The organism is Paenibacillus melissococcoides (genome assembly GCA_944800085.1).
In the GTDB taxonomy this organism is placed as follows: Bacteria; Bacillota; Bacilli; order Paenibacillales; family Paenibacillaceae; genus Paenibacillus_B; species Paenibacillus_B melissococcoides.
This window is the reverse complement of record CALYLO010000014.1, coordinates 136,965-157,204: the sequence shown is the minus strand read 5'-3', so window position 1 is coordinate 157,204 and position 20,240 is coordinate 136,965. Positions and strand designations below refer to the sequence as shown.

The 20,240-nt window shown below is 48.6% G+C and carries 18 protein-coding genes; 5 read left to right on the top strand and 13 right to left on the bottom strand.

The features are described 5' to 3' along the window. Window positions 1–201 precede the first annotated feature (201 nt). Window positions 202–843 carry a TetR/AcrR family transcriptional regulator gene (locus OCY70_RS31905; protein ID WP_197257583.1) on the top strand — a complete coding sequence of 214 codons (642 nt, stop codon included), beginning with the start codon at window positions 202–204 and terminating at the stop codon, window positions 841–843. Between the two features lie 107 nt (window positions 844–950). Here OCY70_RS31905 and OCY70_RS31900 read toward each other — a convergent pair whose 3' ends face one another. The 11 genes from OCY70_RS31900 to OCY70_RS36430 form a co-directional block, all read right to left on the bottom strand. Next, window positions 951–1,514 carry a TetR/AcrR family transcriptional regulator gene (locus OCY70_RS31900; RefSeq protein ID WP_213430338.1) on the bottom strand — a complete coding sequence of 188 codons (564 nt, stop codon included), beginning with the start codon at window positions 1,512–1,514 and terminating at the stop codon, window positions 951–953. Between the two features lie 47 nt (window positions 1,515–1,561). Then, a complete protein-coding gene (locus tag OCY70_RS31895) occupies window positions 1,562–3,253 on the bottom strand; it encodes a long-chain fatty acid--CoA ligase (RefSeq protein ID WP_213430337.1) in 1,692 nt (563 codons plus the stop codon). 62 nt (window positions 3,254–3,315) lie between these two features. After that, on the bottom strand, window positions 3,316–4,401 hold the full coding sequence (locus OCY70_RS31890; RefSeq protein WP_213430336.1) for a phosphotransferase family protein: 1,086 nt from the start codon (window positions 4,399–4,401) through the stop codon (window positions 3,316–3,318). A gap of 153 nt (window positions 4,402–4,554) precedes the next feature. Beyond that, window positions 4,555–5,331: an SDR family oxidoreductase gene (locus OCY70_RS31885; protein ID WP_213430335.1), complete on the bottom strand. Its 777-nt coding sequence runs from the start codon at window positions 5,329–5,331 to the stop codon at window positions 4,555–4,557. Window positions 5,332–5,400: 69 nt separating this feature from the next. After that, window positions 5,401–6,609 carry an acyl-CoA dehydrogenase family protein gene (locus tag OCY70_RS31880; protein WP_213430334.1) on the bottom strand — a complete coding sequence of 403 codons (1,209 nt, stop codon included), beginning with the start codon at window positions 6,607–6,609 and terminating at the stop codon, window positions 5,401–5,403. Between the two features lie 594 nt (window positions 6,610–7,203). Continuing rightward, the gene (locus OCY70_RS31875) at window positions 7,204–7,437 is read right to left on the bottom strand and encodes a hypothetical protein (protein WP_213430333.1); all 234 of its coding nucleotides are present in this window, start codon (window positions 7,435–7,437) and stop codon (window positions 7,204–7,206) included. Next, window positions 7,430–7,744 carry a hypothetical protein gene (locus OCY70_RS31870; protein ID WP_213430332.1) on the bottom strand — a complete coding sequence of 105 codons (315 nt, stop codon included), beginning with the start codon at window positions 7,742–7,744 and terminating at the stop codon, window positions 7,430–7,432. The genes OCY70_RS31875 and OCY70_RS31870 overlap by 8 nt, the downstream gene beginning before the upstream one ends. A gap of 252 nt (window positions 7,745–7,996) precedes the next feature. Then, window positions 7,997–9,790: a group II intron reverse transcriptase/maturase gene (gene ltrA / locus OCY70_RS31865; RefSeq protein WP_213431462.1), complete on the bottom strand. Its 1,794-nt coding sequence runs from the start codon at window positions 9,788–9,790 to the stop codon at window positions 7,997–7,999. Window positions 9,791–10,497: 707 nt separating this feature from the next. Then, complete coding sequence (locus OCY70_RS31860) at window positions 10,498–11,979, bottom strand: IS5 family transposase (RefSeq protein WP_261945236.1); 1,482 nt, start codon at window positions 11,977–11,979, stop codon at window positions 10,498–10,500. A 109-nt stretch (window positions 11,980–12,088) separates the two neighbouring features. Beyond that, the gene (locus OCY70_RS31855; protein ID WP_261948887.1) at window positions 12,089–13,609 is read right to left on the bottom strand and encodes an IS5 family transposase; all 1,521 of its coding nucleotides are present in this window, start codon (window positions 13,607–13,609) and stop codon (window positions 12,089–12,091) included. 156 nt (window positions 13,610–13,765) lie between these two features. Further along, a complete protein-coding gene (locus OCY70_RS36430; protein WP_213431340.1) occupies window positions 13,766–13,987 on the bottom strand; it encodes an IS3 family transposase in 222 nt (73 codons plus the stop codon). A 701-nt stretch (window positions 13,988–14,688) separates the two neighbouring features. On the opposite strand from OCY70_RS36430, the gene OCY70_RS31850 reads away from it, so the two are divergent. The 4 genes from OCY70_RS31850 to OCY70_RS31835 all read left to right on the top strand — a co-directional run bounded on the left by OCY70_RS31850 (window position 14,689) and on the right by OCY70_RS31835 (window position 18,429). Further along, window positions 14,689–15,408 (top strand): hypothetical protein, encoded by a 720-nt coding sequence (locus OCY70_RS31850; RefSeq protein ID WP_213431341.1) that lies wholly within the window; start codon window positions 14,689–14,691, stop codon window positions 15,406–15,408. A 658-nt stretch (window positions 15,409–16,066) separates the two neighbouring features. Next, a complete protein-coding gene (locus OCY70_RS31845; protein ID WP_249725675.1) occupies window positions 16,067–16,891 on the top strand; it encodes a polymorphic toxin-type HINT domain-containing protein in 825 nt (274 codons plus the stop codon). 3 nt (window positions 16,892–16,894) lie between these two features. After that, window positions 16,895–17,305 (top strand): hypothetical protein, encoded by a 411-nt coding sequence (locus tag OCY70_RS31840; protein ID WP_213431342.1) that lies wholly within the window; start codon window positions 16,895–16,897, stop codon window positions 17,303–17,305. Between the two features lie 84 nt (window positions 17,306–17,389). After that, a protein-coding gene (locus OCY70_RS31835) for an IS630 family transposase (protein WP_213431522.1) occupies window positions 17,390–18,429 on the top strand; the annotation gives its coding sequence in 2 pieces (ribosomal slippage) (window positions 17,390–17,893 and window positions 17,896–18,429; 1,038 coding nt in all). A gap of 381 nt (window positions 18,430–18,810) precedes the next feature. Here the strand turns inward: OCY70_RS31835 and OCY70_RS31830 are convergent. Both OCY70_RS31830 and OCY70_RS31825 read right to left on the bottom strand, forming a co-directional pair. After that, window positions 18,811–19,230: a hypothetical protein gene (locus OCY70_RS31830; RefSeq protein ID WP_261948886.1), complete on the bottom strand. Its 420-nt coding sequence runs from the start codon at window positions 19,228–19,230 to the stop codon at window positions 18,811–18,813. Window positions 19,231–19,451: 221 nt separating this feature from the next. Beyond that, entirely contained in the window at window positions 19,452–19,985 is a 534-nt protein-coding gene (locus OCY70_RS31825) for a hypothetical protein (protein WP_213430421.1), read from the bottom strand. Window positions 19,986–20,240: the final 255 nt, after the last annotated feature.

Below are 20,240 nucleotides of genomic sequence, written 5' to 3'. Positions count from 1 at the left end.
CTCCTTAAAAAAGGTTAAATTAGCCACTAACACTAGTAAATGAATATATTGTTGAAAATCATCCAATTGGATGTTTATAATTTTACCAAGTCTTGTTATTTGTTCAATGCGCAGTTCGCTCTCATCTGTTCATTACCGTACACATGCAGCCAGATTGTTGATTTTTGTGTAAATAATTTGTAAATAAGAAGGTGAAGCTTGATGTCCAACACGACGGATCGGCGAGTCAAAAGAACGAAAAGAAAAATCAGACGCGCATTAATCGAATTGATGAACGAAAAGGAGTTCGGGGCGATCACGGTGCAGGATATTGCCGAACGGGCGGACATTAATCGAGGGACATTCTATTTGCATTATCAAGACAAATACGATCTTTTCGAACGAAGCGTGGACGACATGCTGGAGGAGCTCGCCAAGGCGGTCGGGCCGACCGAAGACGAGGAGCGGAGCGCAGCCCAAAAGTACCCGGAAAAGCAAGTCATCCGCTTGTTCTCCCATTTCCGTCTTCACCGCGATTTTTACAAAACCATGTTCGGAGACAACGCGAGAACTTATTTTAACAATCGCTTCATGGAGATGTTATACCGGCAATTCAGCCAGGCCTTTGAAGCGTTGAAGCTGACGCCGCGCGCCGTGAACGGCTTGAACAAAGAGATTGTGAGCCACTACGTTCTGTTCGCTCATCTGGGAGTCTTGGTGAACTGGCTGGAGCAAGACACGCCTTATTCGCCCGAATATATGGCGAAGCAATTGGAAGCGATCTACCATTACGCCTATCCATCCGGGCGGTCGAAGGAAGAGCAAGCGGGGAGCGCCAATCTGCATCTTATGGAGGACAGGTAGACTCGATTAGAGATCGATGTACGCGATGAAATGCAAAAGAGAGCCGCGAGGAGTAAGGATTATGTCCCTCCCTGCGGCTCTGTTCTTCTAGCGGCTTGCTTGTTCTCTTACTTGCTCATCCCGTTCAGGAACGTCTCGGTGTAGACAGCGGCCACCTCGGCATCGGACAACGGGCCGTCTGGCTTGAACCAGGTATAGCACCAGTTGCAGGCGCCGAGGATGCTGAACGCCATCATGTCTGCCGGCAGATCATTCCTGAACTCGCCGCTCTCCATTCCCCGCTCGATGACAGACTGCACATTTAACCGGAACCGATCCCGCTTCTGTTTGATAGCGGCGAGGTTGTCGCCCGTAATATGAAGGAGTTCACGGAAAAAAATGCGTGCGCTGCCGCCCTGGCCTTCGATGGCCCGAATCATCATGAGGATGATCCCGGACAGCTTCTCCCGCCAGGAGCGACCGGGCTGCTCGATGATGCGCCGCTGCTCCTCCAGCATGTAATCGATATACTGCAGATGAATCTGCGTCAGCAGTTGCTCCTTGCTCGCGAAGTAATAATAGAAGGTCCCCTTGGTCACGCCCAGCGTGTCGACAATGTCCTGGATCGAGGCTTCGCTGAACCCTTTCGCTTCAAAAAGAGCAATGCTATGCTTCATAATCTTCTCTTTCATGGACGGCTCCAAACCTGATCTCCCTTCATAGCGAGTCTGGCGGCGCACTATTGTCGGCCAGGGCCGGAATCTTCCCGCTTCGCTTTGTCCCAAGCCTCATCCTGCAGCTTGCGCCATAATATTTTGCCGCTGCCGGTCACCGGAAGCGAAGCGACGAATTCGACCCGGCGCGGATATTTATAGGCGGCCATATGCTGCTGGGCCCAGCGAATAATATCGTCCGCCTCCACCGTGCCGCGCTTGTCTTCCTGCAGGACGACGTACGCCTTGATCTCCTCGCCCTTTCTCTTGTCCGGTATCCCGATGACGCAGGCTTCCTGAATCGCCGGATGCTTATACAGAATCGACTCCACTTCGGTCGGCCACACTTTGAAGCCGGAAGCGTTAATCATGCGCTTCACCCGGTCGACGATGAAGAAGTAGCCTTCCTCGTCGCAGTAGCCGATATCGCCGGAGCGGAGAAACGGTTTGCCGTCTATCTCGACGAAGGCGTTTTTCGTTTCCGACGGGTTGTTCCAGTAGCCTTGAAATAATTGCGGGCCATTCAGGATGATTTCCCCTTCTTCGCGCGGGCCCTTCTCTTCCAGCGTAACCGGGTCAATGATGCGCGCGTCCACGTCAAAGGACGGAATGCCGAGACATTGCAGCTTCGGGCGATCGAGCGGATTGAAATGCGTCTGCGCCATCGTCTCCGACAGGCCGTAGCCTTCCACGAACCGGATGCCGGTGGCTTGATGCAGCTTCTCCCCGACCGCCTCCGGCAGCCCCGCCCCGCCTCCGGTAATGGCGATCAGCGAGCTCAGATCGTAATGCGGAAGCTCGGGATTGGCCAGAAAATCAATAATCATCGTGCTGATTCCCGTCCAATGCGTGCACTTGCGGGTCTCGATGAGCCGCGCGGCCGTATTGCGGTCCCACCGCGTCATCATGACGATGGCGGCCCCCATATAGATAGGCGTGTGCATGCCGTGCACCATACCGGTCACATGGAAGAGGGGTAGCGTGGACAGCACGATCGATTCCGGCGTCAGCGCTCCCCAGAAGGCCGTCGCAATCACGTTCGCCTGCACCGATTTATGGGTATGCATGCAGCCTTTCGGCTGGCCGGTCGTCCCGGATGTGTACGGCAAGACCGCCAGATCGCTCCCTGCCGTCTCCGGGACCGGCCGCGCTCCGATGGCGGCTCCCATCGCTTCCGCCCACGGGATAACTTGAGGGGAGGCCGGGTCCAGCCGGGGAGCTTTGACGAAGTCCGGGGCATCCGCGCCTGGATTCGGGCAGTAGTCGGAATATGCGGCGAGAATAATGCGTTTCAGGAAGGTCGTTCCCAGCAGCGGCTCGATGCGCGGATACAGTTCCTGGCTGACCAGGCCGACCTTTACGGTGCCGTCTTTAATATAGAAAGAGAGCTCCTCCGTCAGATTCATCGGATTGATCGGCACGACGATGCCGCCGCACCGCAAAATGGCATAATAGGAAATGATGAATTGGGGACTGTTCTGCATGTAGATCAGCACGCGGTCGCCTTTGTCGATGCCCAGATGCAATAAATAAGCGGCCATGCGGTTGACCTCGTCTCTCAACGTTCGGTAGGTGATGACCTGATCATAATACACAATCGCCGTCCGGTCCGGGTAGCGGCGGGCGGTCACTTCCAGATTGTCGCTCAGCGTCGTGTCCGGCACCGCGAGCGTAAGCGGCATGCGTGCAGGCCAAAACGCAAAATGGGGACGTGTCACCCAAAATCTCCTCCTCAGGCATACGAATGGTCAAATGCTCGGAACGGATATAAAGTCAGCGCTTAGATCTGCCTTCGTTCCGTCTGCCGCCAAGCATGCGCAATCAACGCACGGACGGTGTCATCGAAGCGGGCAAACCGCTCATCGTTCGTCTGTCCTTTTTTCCAGCGGTAATAGATCTGCTGACATATGACGGCCAGCTTGAAATAAGCAAACGTCAAATAATACGAAATTCCGGACACATCGCGTCCGCTCCTGGCCGCATAGGCTTCGAGGAATTCATCCCTCGTCATGAAGCCCGGCAGCACCGTCAACGGCGGATGCCCCAGCCCGCGCAGCAGCTCCGGCGGATCGTCCCGCTCGAACCAATAGCTGAGCGCCGCGCCGACATCGGCCATCGGATCGCCGACCGTCGCCATCTCCCAGTCGAATACGCCAGTCATCTCGCTCGGATGGCTGCGGGAGAACATCACATTGTTCAGCTTGTAATCATAGTGGATGACGGCCGGGGTCTGCGAAGCGGGCAGCGTATCGATCAGCCGCTTCTGAAGCCGCTCCGCCTCCCGAATCTCCTCCGTCTTGGCGCGTTCATAGCGTTCGACCCAGCCCTGAACCTGACGGCGCATGAAGCCTTCCGGTTGGCTGATCGCCCGCAGATTCGCCTCTTCATAAGGCACTTCATGGAGCTGCGCGAGTGTCGACACCATCGTTGCGGAGATCTCCCTGCCCAGCGCGGGCGTATATTCCACCTGCGGGGGAAATTCCCGATCCAGAATGATTCCATGCCGTCTCTCCATCACAAAAAACGGACTGCCGATCACCGAAGAATTCCCGCAGTACAGATACGGACGGGGAGCAAGCGGGAACAAAGGATGGAGCCGCTTCAGCAGCGTGAACTCGCGCTCCATGTTATGCGCCTTCGGCGCTACCGGGCCGAGCGGAGGCCGGCGCACGACCGCTTCCCAGTCTCCGGCGCGAACCAGATAGGTCAAGTTCGAATGTCCCGCCCCGAACTGCTCGATCTCGATCGAAGCGCCGTCCGGAATGTCGAGATGCTCCCGTAAATACGCGTTAAGCGAGGCCACATTCAGCTCTTCGCCCCTGCGCACGGGAATCGTGTCCTTCGGCACTGCCTTTTGCTTGGACATCGTTTTGATAAGCCCCCTTTTCCGTACCATTCCTATTCAATCCTGCTCCCGGGCATGACTGGCTTCCTTCGCCAGCTCTGCCGCGGCGCTGCATGGCTGATATGCCCCAAAAACGGCTATGCTGACAATCATCACGAACGGAACCTGCCCGTGCTACATGGCCGACATGCCCCCATCCACGGCCAGCACCGCTCCGGTCATGTAATTTGAAGCGTCGGACGCCAGAAATACGGCGCTCCCCTTGAGATCGCTGTCCGAGCCGAGCCGCCCGAGCGGAGTATGGCGGAGGATCTGCTCGCCTCCATGATGGAGCACCTCCCGGGTCATCTTGGTCGGGAAAAATCCGGGCGCAATCGCATTGACGCGAATCTGATGCTTGCCCCATTTGACCGCCAGATCCTTCGTCAACGCGATGACCGCTCCCTTGCTCGCGCTGTAGCCGACGGCATCCAGCCACTGCGGATCGGTTCCGCTCAGGCCGGCTACGGAAGCGATGTTGATGATTGCGCCTCCGCCCTGCCCGATCATCATCCGGCCGACCGCCTGCGACATGAGGAATGTCCCCGTCACGTTAATATCCATCACTTTGTTCCACGCTTCGAGCGGCATCTCGACAGCGGGCGCGCCCCAGGAGGCCCCGCTGTTGTTGACCAAAATATCGATGCGGCCATAGATCTCCGCCGTCCGCTCCGCCACCCGCCGGACCTCGTCCGGATGTCTGACGTCGCATGCCATCGCATGGCATCTCACGCCCGTATCCCGCTCGATGCGAGCGGCCGTCTCCCGGCATGCTTCTTCCTTTCGCGAGCACAGGACCAGATTGGCCCCGGCTTCCGCCAGCCCTTGTGCAATCTGGGCCCCAAGCCCGCGTCCGCCGCCGGTGACGATTGCCGTCTTGCCCGTCAAGTCGAATAATTGCCTGACATTCACTTCTGTCTCCCCCTTCTGGATGGCAGAAATTGAATTGACTCACAACGTCGCAATCGCTCACATTAATCGTCAATTTTCGTATTTGCGAAGCTCCAGCTTGGCAATGGCGGCTTGATGCACTTCATCCGGGCCGTCCGCCAGACGCAGCGTTCTCGCATTGGCCCAATGCGAGGCGAGCGGGAAGTCCTCGCTGACCCCGGCGGCGCCCAGCGCCTGAATAGCCCGGTCCAGCACCCGCAGCGCCATATTGGGCGCGACGACCTTAATCATCGCAATCTCCGCCTTGGCGGCCTTGTTGCCGACCGTGTCCATCATATAGGCCGCCTTCAGCGTCAGCAGGCGCGCCTGCTCGATCTCGATTCGCGACGCGGCGATCCACTCCTGAACGACGCCCTGCCGGGCGAGCGTCTTGCCGAAGGCCGTGCGCCGCCGCACGCGCTTGCACAACTGTTCGAGCGCCCGTTCGGCCGCCCCGATGAGCCGCATGCAATGATGGATTCGGCCGGGGCCGAGCCGTCCCTGCGCGATCGCGAATCCTTTGCCCGCTTCCCACAGCATCGAGTCCGCCGGCACGCGAACGCGGTCATACTCGATCTCGGCATGCCCGTGCGGCGCATGATCATAGCCGAACACGGGAAGCATGCGGCGGACCCGAACGCCGGGCGCTTCCATCGGCACCAGAATCATCGACTGCTGCTCATGGCGCGGCGCGCCCGAATCCGTCTTCCCCATCACGATCGCCACCTTGCAGCGCGGATCGCCCGCCCCGGAAGACCACCATTTGCGCCCGGTCACGACATACTCCTCCCCCTCGCGCTCGATCGTCGCCTCGATATTCGTCGCATCCGAGGACGCGACATCCGGCTCCGTCATCGAGAAGCACGAGCGGATTTTCCCTTCGAGCAGGGGCACGAGCCATTTATCCTTCTGCTCCCGGGTGCCGTACCGGACAAGCACCTCCATATTGCCCGTATCCGGCGCCGAGCAATTGAACACCTCCGGCGCAATAAGCGAGCGGCCCATTATCTCGCACAGCGGCGCATACTCGAGATTCGTCAGGCCCGCTCCATACTCTTCGTCCGGCAAGAACAGATTCCACAGCCCGGCCCGCTTGGCCTCCTGCTTCATCTCCTCCATCACCGGCGGCACCGTCCACCTGCTGCCGGCCTGCTGAAGCTGCTCCTCATACGTCTTCTCGTTCGGATACACCACTTCATCCATGAACTCCAGCAGCGTACGCTGCAGCGACTTGACCTTCTCGGAATAATCAAAATTCACTAGCCTATCCCCCTTCAACCGAAACATACTGACCGGATAGTATGCTGACATGGTACATACTTACATCACCGAATTCCAAAATATTCAATATTTTTGTTTTTTAGTGATGGGCGTTGCTAGGTGGAGTGGTGGACTTATTTGTGGGGGATGTGGATGCGAACCGGGAAAAGGAGGTTAATGGAGAGGGGATGGGAGGGGAAATAGAGAAAAGCGCCTCCTGGAGGGAGACGCTGAAGGTAAGAGCATGTGCTTTTGAGGCTGGTTAGGTATTTCAATGCAAAAATGAAAAGAGATTTGGGGAGTTCGGTCTGGTTAGTTGCAGAAAAAGTACAAACGGGGCTCGAATTCGCTGGGAAGAAGCCATTGGAGCGAGATTTCAAATCCTCGTAGGTACGTTCAAAACCCCAAAAAGTGCCGTTCCTACGCCAATTCTATCAAACAGATAGTCCTCCGACAAACTAACTAATAAATATCATAATTTGCTATGTTAGCTCCAGAAACCCATGTTTCTCTGCTGATTTCTTTATCTTTCATTTTGTCGTCGATCCCCCGGGGTTTTTGCGCTATTGGGGGTCGACGACAAGTTACGGCAGGTCAGCGGTTTGGCGATTTTAGCCGCCATGTTTTCGGATATCCCCCGCCTTTTCCGGTGTTACTTTCCTTGGCTATCTCTTCAATAACACTTTCCCAAGTGACGTGTTTCGGGTTTTGCTCCGTTCCGTCACCTTTTCCGCTAACCAAATTATTTTCTGATTTGCTCTGCACGTATCTTTCAAAGTGGATCCTTTCAAAATAAGAGGTACCACCTGACTCTTCCGGTTCATTCAAAGTCAGTCCCATTGCTATCTAGTAGAACATGTTTGATTCCGATCTGCACCTTGCCAAAGCCATATGGCTTCGCTCCGCCAATGAGTTCGTATGCCTTATCGGCCGTGTCGCGATACTTTGCCGTTAATTGGCCGTATTTGCTTGAGGCAAGTACTTCTCTCCAATCTAGGCTGAGCAGCAGCAATCCCAGTTCCGCTTCGGACAAGTTTCGGAAAAACAATTTCCCTGTAAAGCTGATCCCATCACAAGATATGGCTTCCCTCGCGCTTACCATATTTTTTAGCTTTTCATCTTTACTCTTTGCCACTATCGGTTCAGGGCTAATGGTTATGTAATTGTACTCAAACCCGGGAAGTTTACTGCATATTCGAGAGACATCTGGGGATTTAATAATTATGGTCTTACAATCACAAGTTAAGTCTCTACTAGTGGTGATCGTACTAATTAGGGCTTGCTGAATAGGTATAGGTAAGGCTTTGAATAGCTCGCCACCTTTTCCCCACCTCCACACCGTGCATGCGACTTTCACCGCACACGGCGTTCCATCTTGCTACTTGAATTAAACAACAGTGCCCAAGTTACTCATTTTGCGGTATTGGTTTACCTTTTTAATCATGCTGCCTGTTAGGCCAAGCATGTTTATGAGTTTCATAATCGTTTCCTGGTTTGTGGCATGAATAAGTGTATGGACATCTTGATGAAGGATCCTCAGGTTATTGTAGCTGTCATCTCCACCAAGGTAAGTTGGAAGATAATGATGACAGTGCACATCGTCTGCATAAAGGAATATACCTGTGATCTCGCATTTTCCCATGACCATACTGTACCTACTAATCCGATTATCCAAGTATTCTGCACTGCGTTGAGGATTGTCTGATTTCATTAATATAATGATTTCTGATTGTACAAATCCAACCAGTTTTCTAGTAATCCTCTTCCGCCCCTCGACAGTAAATGGAGTTATCTCTTGACTGAAGTTCAGATTGTTAGAGGTAGTTACATCTACTATCGGGTATAAGTAGACTCCATCCACCTTGAACGTGCGATAACTGGTTGAGTAAAACTTCCTATATGTCGGAGGTGGATTATCAGGATGTTCGTATTTACCAGCCCGTTTCAAACGATTATAAGTGAACTTTTTCAGGTCATAGGCAAGTCGTGAGAACTCAATGAACACATGCGTTGCTTTCCTAAAGTAATTGTGAATCCCGAGAACAAAACTATTGAATTTGTGCACATTACCGGCTGAGGGTGATTGTTGAATATGTTGAATAAGTTTCTTATATTGTATCTTAATCTGTTGTTTTTTCTTCTCAATCACACCGGTATGTGCAACTGCCTTTTTCCCCTTCATTGTAGCTTTAATTGTAAAGCCGAGAAATTCAGATTTCTGTTTCCTCAAATTCAGAATTTTTGATTTCTCAGGGGAAATGTCCAACTTAAGGCGATCTTTCAAATAAAGTTTTACGGCATGGAACCATTTTTGGGCCGTTTTCCAATCACGACAGAGGATTTTGAAGTCATCGGCGTATCTGACGATGAATCCTTCTTTAAGCTTTGACTTCTTAAGAGCATTATATTTATTCCTCTTCGTATATGCATGTTTTGTTTGGAAATTCTCCCATTGTCCAGCTACCCAAGTATCAAGATCGTGCAGTGCAATGTTAGAAAGTAAAGGGGATAAAATTCCTCCTTGTGGGGTTCCTTTTACAGGAGTACCTTCACCTTCTATTACAGCTTTTAGCATTCGACTGATAATCCGTAAAACCTTACGATCGTGTATTCCAAGATTCCATATCTGCTTTAGCAAGGTTGAATGATTAATGTTATCGAAGAATCCTTTGATATCGATGTCTACGATAAAGTGAAGTCCCCCGTTATTAATCAAAAATTGAACTCTAGCCAATGCATTATGGGTGGAGCGCAATGGTCTGAACCCATAACTATGTTTATAAAAGTGCGCCTCGGCGATTGGTTCAAGTACTTGCTTAAAGCACTGCTGTATTAGCCGATCTAGAATGCATGGAATTCCCAGTGGTCTCTTTCTCCCATTAGGTTTTGGAATAAAGACCCGTCTAACCTTTTTAGGTTGGTAATTCTTAAGTTTTGTTTTAACAAGGTTCACAAGATCGCTGTCTGTCATTGTTTTAAGATTCTCGATTGTTTTGCCATCTGTTCCTGCTGTTTTAGATCCCTTATTTGACTTGATTGTACGGTAAGCAAGAAGGATATTTTCTCTTGATGTGATTAGTTCATAGAGACGTTTGAATGTTTTTCCTTGCTTGGCCTGCTCGTGTAAGTCTGTAAAGGTATCTGTTAGATTATAGTAATCCCAATAACGCAGAGCCTGTATTGTGGCAACCCCCTTGCAGAGATTGTCCCCACATTCATACCCGACCGATACAGTTCACTTTTGGAAAGTTGTTGTCAAGTAACAAGACTCAGGGCTGTTCCTCCACTTCTATTACGGAAGTTTCATTGGTCGTGCCCCTACTCTCACAAGGGTAAATGCATTTCGGTGTAACCTTATAGCAACCGTCTTGGACGGCAGTCCATTGTTGCAACGTCCCTTGCTTTCCTTGTTCCTTCTATCCTAGCTATGCATACTGCCCTTAGGTGACTCCTTTGAACCTGCAAGCTTGATACCGCCATTGTTCGGTATAGCGTATTTCCTAACATGTAATTGTACTTTACGCCACTTGCCCCAACATTCATTGGTCAACATGTTTCCATGAGGTAGGCATTTAGATTCTTACATTCGGAGTTTCGTCAGTTCCCCTTTGAACATTCTCACCATAGGCAATTTTTCAGCCGTCCGGCATATCAGTAAGCATACCTTCCTTGATTGGTGGCTCCAGCTTCCTTCTGCCGACTTCACCTAGCTTCATACCTCATGCCCTGCCGAACAAGACGCATGTAGGAGTCTCAACGGAACAGTTTTGGAAAACATGGATTCCTCATTCCTGTTCTCGGATAGAAAGTTAGACTTTTCTTTATAAAGTCCTTGCTTTTCCTGAAGTTATTCAGTTATAGCAAAACAAGTCGCACACATATTGCCTTTTAGGCCCACAGAGGCTGACGGCACAGATTCAGCAGCAGTCTGAAAATCGGCAAAAAGAGAACGCGCAGCTTGCGTTCGAGATTCATAACAAGCAGTTGCAGGGCAATGACCGTTTCGCTTGTCTCTCGAAGGCGTGCTCGAATACGCCCCAGTCCGTAGGAGCGTTTGCCTTCTCCGAATTTTCCTTCGATTGCGTTACGCATTGAAGCATCCTGTCTGGCCTGGTTCCGATCGGGTTCCGCTTCTTTCTTCGGACGCCCTAAGTTTGGACCACTCAAACGGATGCCGTGCTCCTTACAATAGCGAAGGTTCTCCCGATTTCGGTAGATTTGGTCGGCTAGAATGGCTTCCGGATAACACCCATATCGCTGGACGAACGACTCCACGGAAGCTTTCAGTGTCATGCTTTCGTTGAAGTTATCCCAGGACAGCTTCTCCATTCGAGCGTAACCGTCCACCAGACTGATCGCCAGCTTTGCCCCAAACTCGACGGGAGCATTCACTTTCCCGCGTACAATCGGCCGTACATGCGGTTGGGAAAGACTGACGATTCGATCTTCCACCGAGTGTGTCCGTTTGTCGTACATCTCTTGTTGTTGACGATACAGCTCGGAAATGACGAGCAATTGCCGATACTGCTGCGAACCCAGTTGATTCAAGCTGCTTTTCGCTCCCAGCATTTCGATGATGCGAAGATTACGCGAAACATAACGAAGCTGTTTGCCAACCGCTTTCCGGATGGATTTGGCACCCGTTCGCCGTTTCTTGGCGATCTCGAGGTAGCGTTTGCGGGCAGTTTGACGATACGTTCTCGGTTTCTTGGCCTTCCCGACGAAAGGCTCGTGCAGAACATCGATGATCGCTTCGAGTTTTTCCCGCGCCTCGTTCAATAATTTCAAATCGGTCGGATAGGAGATGTCGGCCGGTGCGCAGGTCGCGTCGAGCATCAAGGTGCCTTTGTTGCATGGTTTCTCTTTGCTTTTGCCGTCTTCATTAACGGATGTTCCATCAGAACCATGGCCGCTGCCTGGAGGATCTTGAGGATCGCTCTTGTTTTGTTCCTGCTTCTTTCGCTCTGCGTCCTCTTCCAAAATCCAATCGTTGATTTGTCCAATGACATCCGCACCCAATCGCTTGCGGAAATGGGTCAACAGCGAGTGATGGAACGGAGGCTTGTCTTGGAACGCCGGCAACCCAAGAAAGTACTGGTAGTACGGATTTTCGGTGATCTGCTGGACCGTCTCTCGATCATCGAGCTGCATACGTTCCTGAATGTACAGCGCTCCCAAAGCCATACGAACAGACAAAGGGATCTGACCGCGCATTGATTTCTTGAACGACTTCGCGTAGAATTCTTCTGCCCGCCACCACGGGATGATAGCGGCCAGTTGAACCCAACGGTTCTCCTTATTCAATTTACCGCCAAACGGCAAGTAGAAATCTTCGAACAACTGAAGCTGGCTTTCGGTTCTACGATACATGTCGGCTCACTCCACGTGCACGATTTTTTTCAAGAAATTCGCATTTTCCTTGCATTTTATTTCGAGTTAGAGTCCAGAAATCCTTGTAAAACCTTAGAAAAATGATTGTTCAGCAAACCCTAATTAGGGCTTGCTGAACATATTGCCTTTTAGGCCACAGAGGCTGACGGCACAGATTCAGCAACAGTCTGAAAATCGGCAAAAAGAGAACGCGCAGCTTGCGTTCGAGATTCATAACAAGCAGTTGTAGAGCAATGACCGTTTCGCTTGTCTCTCGAAGGCGTGCTCGAATACGCCCCAGTCCGTAGGAGCGTTTGCCTTCTCCGAATTTTCCTTCGATCGCGTTACGCGTTGAAGCATCCTGTCTGGCCTGGTTCCGTTCTGGTTCCGCTTCTTTCTTCGGACGTCCTAAGTTTGGACCACTCAGACGGATGCCGTGCTCCTTACAATAGCGAAGGTTCTCCCGGTTTCGGTAGATTTGGTCGGCTAGAATGGCTTCCGGATAACACCCATATCGCTGGACGAACGACTCCACGGAAGCTTTCAGTGTCATGCTTTCGTTGAAGTTATCCCAGGACAGCTTCTCCATCCGAGCGTAACCATCCACCAGACTGATCGCCAGCTTTGCTCCAAACTCGACGGGAGCATTCACTTTCCCGCGGACAATCGGCCGTACATGCGGTTGGGAAAGACTGACGATTCGATCTTCCACCGAGTGTGTCCGTTTGTCGTACATCTCTTGCTGTTGACGATACAGCTCGGAAATGACGAGCAATTGCCGATACTGCTGCGAACCCAGTTGATTCAAGCTGCTTTTCGCTGCCAGCATTTCGATGATGCGAAGATTACGCGAAACATAACGAAGCTGTTTGCCAACCGCTTTCCGGATGGCTTTGGCACCCGTTCGCCGTTTCTTGGCGATCTCGAGGTAGCGTTTGCGGGCGGTTTGACGATACGTTCTCGGTTTCTTGGCCTTCCCGACGAAAGGCTCGTGCAGAACATCGATGATCGCTTCGAGTTTTTCCCGCGCCTCGTTCAATAATTTCAAATCGGTCGGATACGAGATGTCGGCCGGTGCGCAGGTCGCGTCGAGCATCAAGGTGCCTTTGTTGCATGGTTTCTCTTTGCTTTTGCCGTCTTCATTAACGGATGTTCCATCAGAGCCATGGCCGCTGCCTGGAGGATCTTGAGGATCGTTCTTGTTTTGTTCCTGCTTCTTTCGCTCTGCGTCCTCTTCCAAAATCCAATCGTTGATTCGTTCAATGACATCCGCACCCAATCGCTTGCGGAAATGGGTCAACAGCGAGTGATGAAACGGAGGCTTATCTTGGAACGCCGGCAGCCCAAGGAAGTACTGGTAGTACGGATTTTCGGTGATCTGCTGGACCGTCTCTCGATCATCGAGCTGCATACGTTCCTGAATGTACAGCGCTCCCAAAGCCATACGAACAGACAAAGGGATCTGACCGCGCATTGATTTCTTGAACGACTTCGCGTAGAATTCTTCTGCCCGCCACCACGGGATGATAGCGGCCAGTTGCACCCAACGGTTCTCCTTATTTAATTTACCGCCAAACGGCAAGTAGAAATCTTCGAACAACTGAAGCTGGCTTTCGGTTCTACGATACATGTCGGCTCACTCCACGTGCACGATTTTTTGCAAGAAATTCGCATTCTCCTTGCATTTTATTTCGAGTTAGAGTCCAGAAATCCTTGTAAAACCTTTGAAAAATGATTGTTCAGCAAGCCCTAATTAATTGTATTTATAAATCTGTACCAATGTAAACTATTGCCCGTAATTACCAAACAAAAAGAGCCGGAAGGGTTCTTTGAACTGAACCCCGTCAAGTAGACAGTACAAAAAATAAAAATTTTTAAACGGCCTGGTTCTGAATTCCATCGGACTGAGGCCGTTTAGTTTTGCTTGTAATCGTTCGTAATTGTAAAAGTGGATGTAGGTCTGGATGTCCCCTTCGTACTCGTCCGTATAATAATGCTTCCTCTCCACCAGCTTCGTACTTCTTTACCAACTGCTATACTTGCTGGTACGACCTGATATTGGTTTACTGCCTTCTGGTACTCATGGTCATGGGCAAGACAATAAAGGACAATATCCACTCGTTCTTGCCAAGTGGTAGACCGCCCCTTAGCCATACTTTCGCTCCCCCTACATAGATTTTTAAGCTCCTATGACTAATATACTTCTTAATCCAATTGCGGAGGTTGAGTTCGAGAGGCAATCTTATACTTATGGATAATTTGACTTTGTGATAACCCCCCGAATAGATAATCTTTTACCGCCTGGAGTTTGACCTCCGCAGAATAACCTCTGTTATGGGGATGATGTTCCAACCCATCATATCCATATTGTTCTTAACGCTCCCGCCATTCAATTAGTGTCGTTGCGAGTTTTTCTTTAGCATTCAATTTTTTCGCATACTAAAAGCTCCCCTTATAGCAGAAGGTTTTGGTTATTTCACCTGTCTACTTTAAGGGGAGCATATCTCCTTCCTCAACGGCTCTTCATTTTGTTTCCCGGCGGATAATAGTACCATAAATATTAAATATTTGTTTGAGAATTTTGTCGAAAATCATACCTTTAAAATCTGGAAACCTGAAACTCACGTCCTATTGAGGTGGTAAAATGTCTCTGTTATTATAAATTTTGCAGATGTAATTTAATACCATTAAGGGGGCTATATTATTATTATGAAGAAGAAAATATTGGCGAGTATAGTTGCTACGAGTCTGCTTACTTCCGCGTTTGCTCCAACGTTAATTTTTGCTGAATCATTATCTCCAATCTCTCAATCTCAATTAGAAGAAGCTCAATCAAGAATGATTAAAACAACGGCAACTGGTGGTATTGAATTAGACCAAAAATTTATTGATGAGACTAATATTCTTAACGATTATATCACAAAAGGCCCAGACGGATTATTACACATCGATCCTAAAGCACGAGAAAAAGTTAGCAATTATTCATACATACTAATTGAAAATGGTATAAACATTCTTAACGAGTCTCTTAAATCAAATAAAACAATAATTCAGAATAATCTAGTGATTGCAAATCCGAATGCTACTGATAATAACTCAGTTCAACTTCGATCTGCATTCGCCAATACTTACTGGTGGGGCGTAGCAATAACGATGAATCAACGTGACACTGAATTGTTTGCATACCAAATGAAGCAATTCAAAGAAGGATTTGCGACAGAAGCCGCTATAGCGGGGGTTATTGGTGGTATAATTGGTGGACCCGCTGCATGGTCCGCTTCGGCAGCAGGCGCAATAATGGCGCTTGGCTACAGTCTAGTCGCGAACAGTCTTGAAGCTCACAATAATCCAAATGGTGTCACACTTAATATACATTGGTTACCACTTCCGTATTACGAAGTCACAGAAAACAGTAAAAAACCATATTGATTATGTTATAATTAACGTAACACTTCTGGGGGTGTGATTCTTTGCTTAATAACGTATCGCCAATATTAAGTGTTACTGCTCTTCTCCTTTTTTACGCACTAATTGCTGTAGGATTTGTTGTATTGATCTTTAAACGTTCAAAAAAACCCAATGTTATTAGTGCGAAATTGTTGTTAGTTATCACTTTAGTTGGTGCGCTTTGCCTGTTTATAAGCAACTCAGATAATTTCTCGATATTTGATGTTACGACTTTAAGTGTTGTGATGATAATTATTGTTACCATAACAACGATTCGTCGAAAAAACGTTTAGTTCAGTTCTGACGACTGTAATCAGGGATATATTCCTAATTACAGTCGTCGTTTTGTTTTTTCAACTTTTCGTATTTGCTATTTCCCCATCTGCTTCAAGTTGCACTCCTCCTTCGCCACCACAAGTGATTAGCCCAATATACCAACCCATCATTTCAGAGTTCATTATAAATCTTTAAAGTATTTTCAAAAACAAGGACACGATCCGTCATTTTTTGATATATTCAAAAACGTCATTTTTTTTACAAGGAATATACGTCATCCAGCACCATATATTAGACACTTTAGCTGTACGACGAGATAAGGGGGGAATATCCTATTTGATTTTCTAACGAAAAGGAGACGAACATGAAAAAATATATTTCCTTGATGTTATTTTTTATCCTTTCAGTTACATGCATTCCTCTTGCTTCTGCTCAATCCATCGCTAATTGCAATTTGCATTGCTTCTCTGCCGGCACGCCTGTACAAACGAATACAGGCTTCAAGCCGATTGAAGAAATCCGCATCGGTGATTTTGTTCTAACGAAGGATGAACTTACAGGAAAGACAGGATATAATACGGTTGTTGAATTGTTCCAAAGACAGGCATCCGAGACGTACCAAATTACGGTCAAAGGAATAACGATAACGATAACCACTACGGAAGAGCACCCGTTCTGGGTTCCTGGCCGAGGCTGGCAAGAAGCAAGACACCTAAAGGCAGGTGACCTGCTTCAAAATCCAGAAGGCAAGCTGTATCCGATTGACCGGATCGAGATTCACAACAACAGCATGACCGTGTATAACTTCCGAGTTGAAGGAGTACATAATTATTTTGTAACAGAGCTGGTGATATGGACGCATAATTGCGGAGCCGGCGGAATAAGAAATGTACCGATGAGCGCTCCTACCGGAGGAGGTCAGTATAGGGTTAATAGAGAGTTACTAAGATATGAAAATGGAATTCCGAAACCCGATACTCATTATCCCCATACTCAAATCGGCGAAAAACAAGGAAGAAACGGAAGTTATCGTCAAACAAGAGAATTCGGAAAAAACGGGGATTATATCAAGGATACAGATTGGACAAATCACGGTAGAAAAAACCATACAAATCCACATGACCATTATTATATACCCAATTCAACGGGTAGAACGAGGTGGCCCTACCCCGCTACAGTGGTGAGGTGAAAAATGAAAAAACCAGACTTTGTCTTAAGGATTGTAAAAACGAAAGAAACTCAACAATTTTCATGTCTCGGAGAACAACTTGCGGAAATTCTATCCGCTATATATGAACAAACTGAAGCATGCAATTGGTATGTTTTTGATGTAGATTTTAACACTCATCATTCAGAACAATTTTTTACGTCACCGTTTTGCAGGATTGATAGTACTGAACGCTTAGTTAATATATCAAAAATGGTTGACCAATTTCTTTCCGGTGTATTTATAGCAATAAAAGGGGAGGTTGCCGAATGGAATTTAGAGCACCTGCCAACGACTGAAGAAAAGGAAGGACTTCAACACGAACAAGCTGTAGTGGAGATTCGTGCATTTGATACATCTTATTTTGAGGTTTATGGGCTATATAAATTGAATTAAAGTTTTAGAGAATTATGGTAAGGAATTTCATACCTGCATGTCGAATGAATAAAGGACCACAAAAAGACAGGTAGGGAGTAGAACATGGAAAACCCAACGAAGCTTGACGAAGTGAAGCAAGCCATGAGAAAAGCAAAGGATCGCCGAATGTACGAGCGCTACCAGGCATTATATTTACATCTCCAAGGGGCTCCGGTAAAAGAGATTGCCCATACGTTGGACCGAAGCGTTCAAACGGTAAAGGCATATATCAAGGCTTATGATCAGGGCGGACTTTCCGGACTGCAAATGAATCATTCGCCGGGCGCGCCTGTTCGCTTAACAAAAGAGCAGCAGGAAAAGCTGAAGCAGACCATAGCTCATTGTGTTCCTCATGAGGTGGGCTTTACCGCTCGCCATAACTGGACGCTGGAACTGATTGCAGCCTTTATTAAGCGTGAATTTGGGCAAACGTATTCGCTTCGCGGGGTCTCGAAGATGATGCACCGCCAAGGGTTAAGCTACACCAAACCGACATACACTTTAGCTGCAGCAGACGAGGAGAAGCAACGCCAGTTCTCGGAAACCATTTTTCCTGCGTTAAAAAAAGACTGATGAATGATGAGATCGACCATTTGCTATTTGAAGATGAGTCCATGATCCGTGACTACCAAGCCATTCAAAAAACATGGTTTCTTAGGGGCAAACAGCGAATGATTCGAACGGCAGGCAAACACCGTGGAGTCAAGCTGCTGGCCACGCTTGACTATTCCACCGGCAAGGTGGTTTGGCAGGAAGACGAGCAATACACAGCCGAGACCTTTTTGAGTTTTCTCCAAAAGGTTGTTGCTCACTATCCTGCAGGCAAAATCGTCATCGTGTTAGATAATGCTCGCATTCATCATGCCAAGCTGCTCCGGCCGTTTTTGGACGAAATGAAAAGGCGGCTTGAACTTGTTTTCCTGCCCCCTTACAGCCCTCAACTCAATATTGTTGAAGGGCTATGGAAATGGCTGAAGTCCGATGTCATTAACAATGTGTTCTATCACACGGTTGCCGATATTCGCAAGAATGTCCTGCAGTTTATGAACGAGATCATGAAATCTCCATGGTCCATTATTGATCGCCTGTGTATTAGGTTCTAGTTGAATGGTTCAATAGTTCAACTTATATAGAATCGGAAGTAAAAGAAAAATTAAAGTTGGCTTTCTTGCCATTCTGTCAGTAAAACGCAAGTCATAATGTTATCTCCAATAATCTACATTTCTCTTCTCATTTCTTCTTATTTCAAGTTGTCGTCGATCCCCCGGGGTTTTGACGCTATTAGGGATCGACGACAAAAAAATGGAGACTATACTCAAACGGATTATGGGCAACAGGAGGTATCCTTCTCATGCTGTCACTTCTAGCAGCATGCGACATTAAATTGAAAACTTCATTATACCGGAATATTTCGACACATTCTATAATACTTCGCAAATATCGACAAGCGCCTAAAAACCCCAGCATAATACCAGGGCTTTCACTCATTTCCCCGTTAGATAAGCTCTCAAATCTCCAACGGCCAGAATGTCTATGTATCCGTTATCGTCAAGGTAGGCGCCCACAGCGGGAAAGATGGCGGGGGGTTCCTCTATAGGCAGGTTTTTATGATCATCTAATTCAAGCGGCTTATTATGGATCCGATCGTAAACATATACAAGACTCCCGCCTATTATTTCTTTATCGTCTATCGTTGCCGTTCCGTATTTTTTCCTTAATTTATCCGGGAGATCACCGATTTTTGCTCCGGAGGGATGCGCATAATAATCTCCTTCGGCAATGTAAATAAGCGAGGCAACCTTGTTACGATAATATACCGCCCAACCATGATCGTACATCAAGAACTCTCCATTTGACGCTAATTCCCCTTTTCCCGCTACCCACTCGACTTCAGCCGCCTCCATCCCATAACAAATGACTCCTCCGTCATGTACGCGAAAGATACATGGATCAGGGCGTGATGAGCCTGCCAGGGAACGACATCCCGCAAGCAAAAGAGCAGCGACGACAACCACAATAATTTTCCTCACGGTCCCCCTCCTCTAAAAAAGTCCTCACCAGCGGGGGAATGCATATACAAAACAACGAGCCCAGCGAGGGTTTCCCGGCCTGGCCCGTCTCCAAGCTATTTGCGGCTCTTCTCGATCAATGCTTCTTTAACCAGGCGGAGTTCTTCGGTGCGTCGGGCCATCGCGGCTTTACATTCCACCAGCAGTTTTTTCGCAGCTTCGTACCCCTCTTTGTCGCCTGCCTGCAATCGTTCTGTCATCTTGGCACTAATCTGTTTTCTTCTCTTTTTCAGATTAGGCAGCGTTTCGTTTTCCAGAGTTCGTTGCAATGCTCTTAATTCCGATGCATTCTTCTCCATAAATTCGTTTGGCGGAGCCGGACTTTCCTCCCCCACCGTAATGACTTTATTTGATCCATCAACGGTAAAACCAACGTCCAGCTCTTTCAACATTGGGCGTAACGGAACATAGAGATTTCCCTCAATCAGGGCTCCTTCCATCGGCTTCCCATTAATCACCACCTTGTATTCCTCGCTGACCTTCTTCCCGGTGAGTGAATAGTGGCTCCGGCCGTCAAGTGAACAACCCGCAGTCGCAGCCACAGCGACAACGGCCACTCCAAATAACGACAAATAAATCCATTTCTTCATCTAATTTCAACCTCGCAACGTAGCCATAATTTCTATATGATACCACTTTTGCTTTGAGAGTGTGAAGGTTTCCCCTTCCATTCGCGTTTTTTTGCAAGAATAGCCATGCTCACAGGCCATGAAAGCAACCTAGACCCATTCTATGAAATTTCATGCCGTGCTCCTTTCCTCTTGTCTATCATTTCTATGGCAAATCTCCCTGTTTTTGCGTAAAATAGAAACCAGAAAAAAGAGTTGCAGATTCGCGTTCGCATC